Source organism: Dietzia papillomatosis NBRC 105045, assembly GCF_001570845.1.
Classification (GTDB): domain Bacteria; phylum Actinomycetota; class Actinomycetes; order Mycobacteriales; family Mycobacteriaceae; genus Dietzia; species Dietzia cinnamea.
In genome coordinates, this window is record NZ_BCSL01000070.1 from 1 (window position 1) to 9,141 (window position 9,141).

Sequence of the window (9,141 nt, forward strand, 5' to 3'; positions counted from 1 at the left end):
AGCTGACCAGCTGCAGCGTCTGGCTGACGCCGGAACTCATCCCTCACGCAGGTCCGACCACCAGTCGGGTGGCACGGCGGGATCGCCTTCAACGGTCGAAGGCTGACGGAGCATGGACCCGCGCAATAGAGGGGATCTCGAACGGTTAACGGCCCGCTACCGAAGCCTGCCTGGTCGAGAGCGGGTGGCGTTCGTGGACGAGGCGTACCGACTCCCCAACGATTGTCGCCCAGGCGAAAAGCCCTTCTACGCCCTGGCCGCGGTGCTGCTGACGATCGACGATCACGTGGATATCCGCGCGGACCTGCATCGCATCGTCGGCGGCAACTGGTGGCATACCGTCGACGCACAGCAGACCCAAGACGGACTCCCGAAGATCGAAGAGCTGACGGACTACCTCGCTGACTATCGCGACCCGTGCGTCCTGGCCGTCTGCCATACCCCAGGTCCGGACGACCAGGCCATCGGTATGCGTGCGGTGAGCCTGTCCGCTCTACTCGCCGCACTAGACTCCCAGGCTCCACGCCCAGGCGCCGGCGAGGGCCACCAACGCGTCGTCCCCGCGCAGGCCAAGATGATCGTCCTAGAGCGACAGAACAGACATCAAGACACCGACCGCGACTTGCACACCATTAGGCAGGCGCGCCAGAGCGGCGCTATCAGCCGACACTTTCCAGTGATGCATGTGTCCCCATCGATCGAGAACCTGCTCTGGCTACCCGACCTGGTCAGTCACACTTATCGTAGGTACATCACCCACGACGAAGATCTCGTCACTCGCCTCGACGGGCAAACGGTGACGCTTGAACTGCCCGCAAATAAGAGCGACCCCCTGGGTGCCGCAGCATATGTCCAGGGGGTAAGCCGACTGTTCCAGTAGGAAGGGTCGGTCTCTGCTCGCCTTTATGATCCCGCACCTCTGCCACGAATGCAACCATGCGGGCCCCAGGCGTCTGCCGTGGCCGTCCTCAGCGCATGGCCCCGGCCTAGTGGGCATGGCACGGACCGCGACCGATCTCCGTTCCGCCAGCGTCGCGCGAGACCCTGATGCGCGCACTTCTTTTGCACTGCACCTCTGCGCCACAGCTGCATGGGCCACCAGTGGAGTGCGAGCTGCCGAGTCCCAGGCACGGGACACACGGGGCAGTTGTCGCGGTAGGGGATCGTCAAACGCGACAACAGCTGCGTGGGCCCTCCCGCCGAGGCCGGGCGGACTTGACCTTCCAGTCAACTTGAAGGTTTACCTTTGGGGCTGCCCTGCAGCTGCTGTTTGATGGAGGCCCATCGATGACCTGGATCGAGCGCTTGCAAAGCGTGTTTGTCGCCGCGGCCGCTCTGGCCGGGTTGGGGGTCGGTCTTGCGACTCCGCTCGGTGCCAGCGGCGAGTACGTAGTAATTCCGGCTCTGCTGGTGATGCTTATCGCTGTGTTCGTCCAGCTCGACGCCTCGAACTTGAAGGACGTGGGCAACGCCAAGGCGCTGGTCGCTGTCAGCTTGGTGTTGAACTACGTCTTCACGCCGCTTCTCGCTTGGGGCCTGGGTATTGGCTTGCTCGGTGAGCAGCCCGATCTTCGAATCGGGTTGTTGCTGTTGCTCGTCACCCCGTGTACCGATTGGTATCTCGTCTTCACCGCGATGGCGCGTGGCCATGCAGGAATCGCTACGGCGCTGCTTCCCGTCAATCTCGTGTTACAGCTGCTTTTGTTGCCGGTCTACGTGATGTTGCTCGGTGGTGAGGCTGCGATGGTCGACGCTGGCACCCTGCTGGAGGCAGTAGGGCTGATTCTCCTCACCCCACTGGGAGTGGCGTTCATACTGCGCTGGGTCAGCGCGGGATTCAAGGGCCGGCGATGGCGGGAACAGCACCTGATGAGGTGGGCGAACCGGGTGGTCACGCCGCTGCTGTGCCTAGCGGTCTTCGCGATGTTCGCCTGGCAAGCACCCGTGGTCGCCGAGAACGGCACCGAAATGCTGCTGCTACTACCTCCGCTACTCCTGTTCTTCGTCATCCTCCCGCTGACCGCCACCGGGGCAGCTCGACTGCTGCACCTACCTGGTCCACAGCGGGTCACTCTGACAATGGTGACCACGGCCAGGAATTCGCCCATCGCTCTGGGTATCGCGGTGGCGGCTTTCCCTGATCGGCCGCTGATTGCTGTCGCTCTGGTGGTGGGACCGTTGATCGAGTTGCCGATCCTCGCAGTACTCAGTCAAATCATCCGCCACCGGGACAAGGGCGCCCTCGATGAACAGGCTGCCGTCTCCATCGCCGACCGGTAACCTTGAAGACCCGCTAGGAGAACGAGCGCATGCGTATTTCTGAAGTGGCCAGGCGCAGCGGAGTGCCGGCCACCACGCTGCGGTACTACGAAAAGCTCAGCCTGATCAGCTCGACCCGGGCCAGCAATGGCTACCGCCAGTACGGGCCAGAGGTTCTCGAGCGTCTGTCGTTCATCCACGGGGCGAAGCAGATGGACTTGGAACTCGACCAGATCAAATGGCTGCTCCAGGTCACCGCAACGGGGACCTGCACCAATACTCGAGATGCCCTGCACCCACTGCTCACCGATCGGCTACGCGAGGTCGACGACACCATTCAAAGGCTGGAAGAGCTCCGGTCAGTGCTGGACCGGTCACTCGATCACGTTGCAACATGCCCCGACAGCACCAGGCCCTGCCGGTCCGAGTGCGCCTTCAGCGCTCTCGTATGACCCCTGGTGGTCGACCCAAGCAGAGCTACGGGGGCTCCACGACACCGCCGGACTGCCAGAACCGGTCTGCGACGCATCGGCGCTGCACAACTAATCTGCGCACGAGCCAGCATCGTTCCTGATCAGCTCGCCCTTCTCGGCCCTCATGCACCCCGGTGCGCTATGACTGATGCCACCACATCCCCACTGATCGCCATACTGAGCTATCATCGTCATATGACGATTGATAGCGTATCGGGTGACCCGGTCGACGAGTCCCTCCAGTTGGAGGATCGCAGCGTGTATGCGGCGCTGTTTCATGCTTTGGCAGAGCCGACGCGGTTGGCGATTCTCGAGCACCTCGGTAGCGGCGAGCACCGGGTGCGGGATGTGGTTGACCACATGCACCTGGCGCAGTCCACGGTGAGCAAGCATCTGGCCTGTCTTCGGGACTGCGGGCTGGTGACTGTGCGGATCGAAGGCAGGGCCTCCTGGTTCTCGCTGGCGGACCCAACTCGGTTGGAAGCCCTGATCGAGTCTGCAGCGGCGCTCCTGAGCGCATCGGGGACCACGCTTTCGCTGCGCGAGCACCGCGATCTCCATGATCGCGATGCGGCTCAGTGGACCGAGACTGTCATGCGAGTGCCCCAATTGTCGCAGCCATCCACCAGTCGAGGAAAGGTCTGAAACCACTATGAGTGCTGGACACAGTCACGGACCGAGTTCGGAGGAAGCCGCGTCGGCACCGGACTTCCGTAGAAAGCTCGGCATTGCCTTCGCGCTGGTCTTCTCCATCGTCGTTGCTCAGGGTGTCGGCGCCTGGATCACCGGCAGCCTGGCGCTGCTCGTTGATGTCGTCCACTCATTGACTGATTCCATCGGGCTGCTCGTCGCGCTGGTCGCGGCGGTACTGATGGTTCGTCCCTCAAACAAGCGGCGAACCTGGGGTTTTCGCCGCATCGAGGTCTTGGCGGCCCTCGGCCAGGCACTGCTCCTGGCCGGCGTCAGCGTCTACGCCCTTGTCGAAGCAGTCCAGCGCTGGAGCAACCCTCCAGAAGTCGCGGGTGCAGAGTTGCTGATTTTCGGCGTCGTCGCGTTGGCTCTCAATATCGCTGCCGCACTCGTGCTCGCGTCCAGCCGCGGCGCGAACTTCAACATGCGCGCCGCGTTCCTGGAAGTCCTCATGGACGCGCTGGGAACGCTGGCGGTCATCGTCTCAGCCGTGCTCATCATGACCACCGGGTTTCAGCGTGCCGACACCATCGCCGCTGTCGCTATAGCGCTCATGATCATTCCCCGGGCTTTCCTTCTGGTTCGAGAAACTACCCACGTCCTCATGGAGTTCACCCCGGCTGGCCTCGACCTCGACCGGGTCCGAGCGCACATCCTTGCGATCGACCACGTGCGGGAGGTCCACGACCTCCACGCCTCGACTGTCGCCACCGGTCTTCCCACACTGTCTGCCCATGTCGTTCTTGACGATGAGTGCTTCGAGGACGGTCATGCCCCGGAGATCCTCGATACCGTGCGGCACTGTGTGGCCGAGCATTTCCACATCGAGCACACCACCTTCCAGCTTGAGACCCAGCACCACCGAGATCACGAACCCCCGGTCGCGCGGCACCCCTGAAGTACGGGAGATAGGGAACCGAACACGGGTATATGCGCCGACGTCTTGAAGATGCATGATCTAACTCAGTGGAGCCCGCCCGGCCGGCTTCGCCTTGGTGGATGAAGACCTGGTCGGCGCTTGCCCGAGTTCGGTGATCACCGAGCCGGTCAGTATGGTCAGCCACGGTGGGGGTCCTCGAAGGGAAGATGTTGGCATGGCGAGACTGTCCATAAGGCCTAGAGCAGTGCGCGGTCGCCGAAACCGCACTTCCTGCAAGTCCATCGGAACAGTAGCCGCAGCCATAGTCGGCATGCTGACGCTGACAAGCTGCGCGACCGGAGCTGGCGCTGTCGCTACCGGCGAGACGTTCGACTTCGTCAGCCCGAATGGCCAGTTGGAGATTTTCTACGACCCTCCGGAGGAGCGTAGGAAGATCGCGCCGATGTCTGGGCCGAACCTGCTCGACCCCGAGATGACCGTGGCCGTCGGTGATTATCCCGGCGATGTGGTGCTGATCAACCTGTGGGGCCAATGGTGTGGGCCGTGCCGAGCGGAGATCGACGATCTACAACGCTTGCAGGACAAGTACGAATCCCGAGGGTTCACCAATGTCGGCGTCAATTTGCGTGACCCGAATCGCGACAAACCCGTTGACTTCGTCAAGGACAACGGGGTCACCTATCCCTCGATCTGGGACCCGTCCCAGGCTGCGGTCGCGGCACTGGACGGTTTTCCCACGTCGGTGGTGCCGGCGACACTGATCCTCGATAAGCAACATCGGGTGGCTGCGGTGTTTCTAGCGGAGATCACTGATTATCAGTTGGAGCCGCTCATCGAGAGGCTGCTCGCGGAGCCGGTCGGGAGCGACGCTTGATGAGCACGGTGTTGCTCGCGCAGTCCATTGGTGAGGCCTTTCAGCAGACAGCGGCTTCCGGCCCACTTCTGCTCGCGCTAGGTGCGTGCATGCTCGCGGGGCTCGTGTCGTTCGCCTCGCCGTGCGTGGTTCCGCTCGTGCCCGGCTACCTGGCCTATCTCGCAAGCATTGTCGGTGCGGAGCGCCCGGCAGTCACAGTGCAGGCGGCAGAACAACGTCGCGCCGCATCGGGCACGCTCACGCTTGAGGAGAAGCGCTACCGATCGTCATCGCGCAAACGCGTGGTTCTGGCGGCTCTGCTGTTCGTGGCAGGGTTCACGGTGGTGTTCGTCCTGCTGTCGGCGATGGTGTTGGGGGCCGTGCAGTATCTCGCCCCCCAGCAGGAGCTACTGCAGCGGCTCGGCGGAGTAGTCACAATCCTCATGGGGCTGGTGTTCATCGGGGTCGTTCCCGTACTTCAGAGGGACACCCGCATGCAGCCCAAAGCTCTGTCGACCTGGGCGGGCGCACCGTTGCTCGGGGCCGTCTTCGCTCTGGGGTGGACCCCCTGTCTTGGTCCGACGCTGGCGGCGGCCTTGTCAGTGGCCGCTGGGACTGGAATCGACGCGGCTCGCGGAGTGCTCCTTATTGTGGCGTACTGCTTGGGGCTTGGACTGCCTTTCGTGGTAGTGGCGTTTGGGTCTACGAGGGCCATCCGCACCGTCGGATGGCTGCAACGACACACCCGGAAAATTCAGATCGCCGGCGGCGTCATGCTCATCATCGTCGGTTTGCTGCTGCTTAGTGGTCTTTGGACTCAGTTCGTGTACTGGCTTCGCGACTTCGCCATCTCCGACACCACGCTGCCGATCTGAGTTAGGAGTGTGCGCACGCAGATTGTCGTCCGGTCGCTGGCAGCCATCATCATCAATGGTCTGTGGGCTGCTCGTATCGGAGCTACCGCTCCCCGAACCGTCGCTGGCACACTGGCTCCGTCATTGCCGCCCACCATTGCTGTCCGTACCTGACCGTGCCTCTGCGTTACCAGAAGTCGGTCGCGAGCCGTCGGCACGCCTCCGGGAATGCTCAGAATTCCGTGCGAGACGGTGTCCGGTCGTCTGGTTGCACAGCCTCTAAAAGTAGGGAAGTCACTTGAGTAAGAACCTGGCATTGTCCTTGGCCCTGATCGGTGTTGTCGGGCTCATCCTGGCCGGCATGCTGGTCTGGAACAGTCAAGACGAGTCATCCCCTGAGGCGGTCGGGGACGAGCCGACCGCGCAATTGGTGCGTGAGGACAGCCCCCGATTGTCCGAGGGTGAGGAAGCAGTATTCGTCGAGTACCTCGATTTCGAATGTGAAGGGTGTTTGGCTCTGTACCCGGTGATCGAGGACCTACGGGACAAGTACGGGGATCGGGTTGAATTCGTGGTGCGTCACATGCCGTTGCACGATAACTCGGTCAATGCAGCACTGGCGGCGGAAGCTGCGGCCGAACAGGGTGAGTTCGAGGCCATGTATCAGCGACTGTTCGACTCCGTTGACCAGTGGGGCCACCAATCCACTTCCCAGGCGGAAACTTTCGTCGGTTACGCCGATGAACTGGGACTAGATGTCGACCGTTTCCGTGCCGATGTCAACGATCCGGCCACGTTGGCCAGCATCGAACAGAGCAGACAAGACGCTCAAGCCTTCGGAGTTACCGGCACGCCGACGCTGTTTCTGGACGGCCAACGCCTCGAGCCGACAAGCGTTGCCGATCTGGAAGCCAGCATCGAGGCAGCCCTGAATGACTGAAACCGCGGCAGGGTCCGAGGCTGACTTCGCACACGTCCAGGTGGGCGCCCGTCGGCTCGGTGCACTGCTGATCGGTGCAGGGCTCATCGGGCTCGCCGCAGCCATCGTGCTGCTGGTAGAGAAACTCGAACTACTGGTCAACCCTGACTACATACCCACCTGCGACGTCAGCCCGATTCTCTCGTGTGGCTCAGTCATGACCACACCCCAGGCTGAGGCCTTCGGCATCCCGAACCCGATTATCGGAATCGCAGGGTTCGCCGCGGTCGCTGTCGTCGGTGGGGCAGTCCTGGCCGGCAGTGGATTTCGCCGCTGGTTTTGGGTTGGCGCCCAAGTCGGTGTCACCTTCGCGGTGGTGTTCGTCCACTGGCTGATCTATCAAAGTCTCTACGTAATCGGCGCTTTGTGTCCGTACTGCATGGTCGTGTGGGCGGTGACAATCCCGATATTCTGGTACACCACCGTGTACAACCTCCAGCACTTCCAGGGGTCCACGCCGCGATGGGCGCGACAGAGCATTGAGATCGCCACGGGTTACCACGGCGTACTTCTCACCGCCTGGGTTCTCCTCGTCATCACACTGATCGCGGCCCGTTTCTGGGACTACTGGATCAGCTTGATGTAACCGTCAGCACCAACTCCTTGGGCCACTTGAGTGATCCAAGCACCGCGAACACGCCGCTCATCATCGCTCGCGGGGCCGCGCCCGCACACCCGACCGCGCCCAGTTACAGGTGACAGCGCGGAGCATAATACACTGGCACTAACGTTCCGCGGTTCGAATCGCTTCACCATGGTCCTTCATGTGAGTGCGAGGTGCCTGCCCAACGCCGAAGGTGGCCCCAACCTTCCGTGCTGCGGAGGGGGAGAGTTCGAGTGAACACAATGCGCAAATCGGTATTCACTGCGGCGATCACCGCCGGTACTCTGCTGCTATCCGGCTGCACTGCAGACTCCCAGGGCGACGCTACGGCTACATCATCGGCGCCGGCTGAGGTTGCCCCGCTGGTGGCAGAAGATGTCTGGGTCAAAGCAGCTGACCCGAATGGCGCCGAAACTGAGCATTCCGGTGGCGAGATGAATCGCCAGGCCGAGGTGATGACGCCGGTGTTCGGAACCCTGCGAAATCAGTCCGACTCCGACCTTCGGCTGATCGGTGCTTCTTCCGACGTTTCCGAGCAGGCCGAGCTGCACGAGACTGTGCCCGGCCCGACCGGCGCGGCGACGATGCAGAAGCGAGAGGAAGGGTTTGCGATCCCTCCGGGCGGCGAACTCATTTTGGCGCCGGGGGGCAATCACGTCATGCTCATCGGGCTGCGTGGCCCGATCACCACAGGCCAACAGGTGACGATCACTCTCGAACTCGACGATGGCAACAGCACTGAGATGGTCGTCTCAGGGAGATCCTTCGAGGGGGGCAACGAAAAATATCAGGGCGGGGAGTGAACGACGGTGGCGAGGTCTGACCGTGGTCCACAACTCGGCCGCCGGGGCTTTCTGACCGGTGGCGCCGCTCTGGCCGGCGGCGTCGTAGGATTCGGTGTCGCCGATAGGACCGCCACTTCCAGCTCCGCAGACAGGGCTGTTCTCACCGATTCTCGCGCGGTCGGAGACGCGACGGAGCCATTCTATGGCGACCGACAGGCCGGAGTGACCACCGCGCCGCAGGCGCACGCGGTCTTCCTGGCCTTTGACCTCAGCAAGAAGGCGCACCGAGAGAACCTCACTGGAGTGCTGCGCACCTGGACTCACGACGCCGCCCGGTTGGCGCGGGGTCGAAGCGGACTTGCCGATCTCCAGCCCGAGTTGGCAGAGCATCCTGCCCGACTGACAGTCACCATCGGTTTCGGTCCCAACCTGCTCGGCAAAGTCGGACTGGGCGGCCGCAGTCCGCAGTGGCTTCGACCGCTCCCCGCTTTCCCGCAGATTGACCGTCTCGAGGACAGATGGTCCGGCGGAGACCTGTTGCTTCAGATCTGCGCGGATGACCCACTCACGGTGGCTCACGCCGCCCGCGTCCTGGCCTCCGGTGTCCGTGGTGTCGCCACCCAGCGGTGGGTCCAGCGCGGATTCCGGCGGGCAGTTGGCACCGATCCGTCCGGCCGGACGCAGCGGAATCTGTTTGGCCAGCTTGACGGCACCGTCAACCCCGCCCCCGCCGAATCCGACTTCGAGGCGCTGCTGTTTTCAGA

Annotated in this window: 11 protein-coding genes; all 11 read left to right on the plus strand. The window is 62.9% G+C overall.

The genetic code is table 11. The annotated features are described in order from the left end of the window. The first annotated feature begins 112 nt into the window (after positions 1-112). Positions 113-880 (plus strand): hypothetical protein, encoded by a 768-nt coding sequence (locus DPA01S_RS15310; RefSeq protein ID WP_081615168.1) that lies wholly within the window; start codon positions 113-115, stop codon positions 878-880. Positions 881-1,287: 407 nt separating this feature from the next. After that, a complete protein-coding gene (locus tag DPA01S_RS15315) occupies positions 1,288-2,280 on the plus strand; it encodes an arsenic resistance protein (protein WP_061917633.1) in 993 nt (330 codons plus the stop codon). A gap of 29 nt (positions 2,281-2,309) precedes the next feature. Next, complete coding sequence (locus DPA01S_RS15320; protein WP_061917636.1) at positions 2,310-2,711, plus strand: MerR family transcriptional regulator; 402 nt, start codon at positions 2,310-2,312, stop codon at positions 2,709-2,711. A 216-nt stretch (positions 2,712-2,927) separates the two neighbouring features. Then, the gene (locus tag DPA01S_RS15325) at positions 2,928-3,377 is read left to right on the plus strand and encodes an ArsR/SmtB family transcription factor (RefSeq protein WP_084374810.1); all 450 of its coding nucleotides are present in this window, start codon (positions 2,928-2,930) and stop codon (positions 3,375-3,377) included. 7 nt (positions 3,378-3,384) lie between these two features. Then, positions 3,385-4,320: a cation diffusion facilitator family transporter gene (locus tag DPA01S_RS15330; RefSeq protein WP_061917639.1), complete on the plus strand. Its 936-nt coding sequence runs from the start codon at positions 3,385-3,387 to the stop codon at positions 4,318-4,320. Between the two features lie 292 nt (positions 4,321-4,612). Beyond that, positions 4,613-5,176: a TlpA family protein disulfide reductase gene (locus DPA01S_RS15335; RefSeq protein ID WP_061917642.1), complete on the plus strand. Its 564-nt coding sequence runs from the start codon at positions 4,613-4,615 to the stop codon at positions 5,174-5,176. Then, on the plus strand, positions 5,176-6,030 hold the full coding sequence (locus DPA01S_RS15340) for a cytochrome c biogenesis CcdA family protein (protein WP_061917644.1): 855 nt from the start codon (positions 5,176-5,178) through the stop codon (positions 6,028-6,030). The genes DPA01S_RS15335 and DPA01S_RS15340 overlap by 1 nt, the downstream gene beginning before the upstream one ends. Positions 6,031-6,307: 277 nt before the next feature. Continuing rightward, the gene (locus DPA01S_RS15345) at positions 6,308-6,949 is read left to right on the plus strand and encodes a DsbA family protein (protein ID WP_061917647.1); all 642 of its coding nucleotides are present in this window, start codon (positions 6,308-6,310) and stop codon (positions 6,947-6,949) included. Continuing rightward, entirely contained in the window at positions 6,942-7,574 is a 633-nt protein-coding gene (locus tag DPA01S_RS15350; protein ID WP_061917650.1) for a vitamin K epoxide reductase family protein, read from the plus strand. The genes DPA01S_RS15345 and DPA01S_RS15350 overlap by 8 nt, the downstream gene beginning before the upstream one ends. 260 nt (positions 7,575-7,834) lie before the next feature. Beyond that, on the plus strand, positions 7,835-8,395 hold the full coding sequence (locus DPA01S_RS15355) for a copper chaperone PCu(A)C (protein ID WP_084374812.1): 561 nt from the start codon (positions 7,835-7,837) through the stop codon (positions 8,393-8,395). A gap of 204 nt (positions 8,396-8,599) precedes the next feature. After that, on the plus strand, positions 8,600-9,141 hold a 542-nt coding region (locus DPA01S_RS15360), incomplete at its 3' end, for a Dyp-type peroxidase (protein ID WP_232303204.1).

Coding starts and splice junctions, on each gene's coding strand:
- DPA01S_RS15320 (WP_061917636.1), top strand. CDS start 2,310: ATGCGTATTTCTGAAGTGGCCAGGCGCAGCGGAGTGCCGGCCACCACG.
- DPA01S_RS15355 (WP_084374812.1), top strand. CDS start 7,835: ATGCGCAAATCGGTATTCACTGCGGCGATCACCGCCGGTACTCTGCTG.
- DPA01S_RS15330 (WP_061917639.1), top strand. CDS start 3,385: ATGAGTGCTGGACACAGTCACGGACCGAGTTCGGAGGAAGCCGCGTCG.
- DPA01S_RS15310 (WP_081615168.1), top strand. CDS start 113: ATGGACCCGCGCAATAGAGGGGATCTCGAACGGTTAACGGCCCGCTAC.
- DPA01S_RS15325 (WP_084374810.1), top strand. CDS start 2,928: ATGACGATTGATAGCGTATCGGGTGACCCGGTCGACGAGTCCCTCCAG.
- DPA01S_RS15315 (WP_061917633.1), top strand. CDS start 1,288: ATGACCTGGATCGAGCGCTTGCAAAGCGTGTTTGTCGCCGCGGCCGCT.
- DPA01S_RS15335 (WP_061917642.1), top strand. CDS start 4,613: ATGCTGACGCTGACAAGCTGCGCGACCGGAGCTGGCGCTGTCGCTACC.
- DPA01S_RS15350 (WP_061917650.1), top strand. CDS start 6,942: ATGACTGAAACCGCGGCAGGGTCCGAGGCTGACTTCGCACACGTCCAG.
- DPA01S_RS15340 (WP_061917644.1), top strand. CDS start 5,176: ATGAGCACGGTGTTGCTCGCGCAGTCCATTGGTGAGGCCTTTCAGCAG.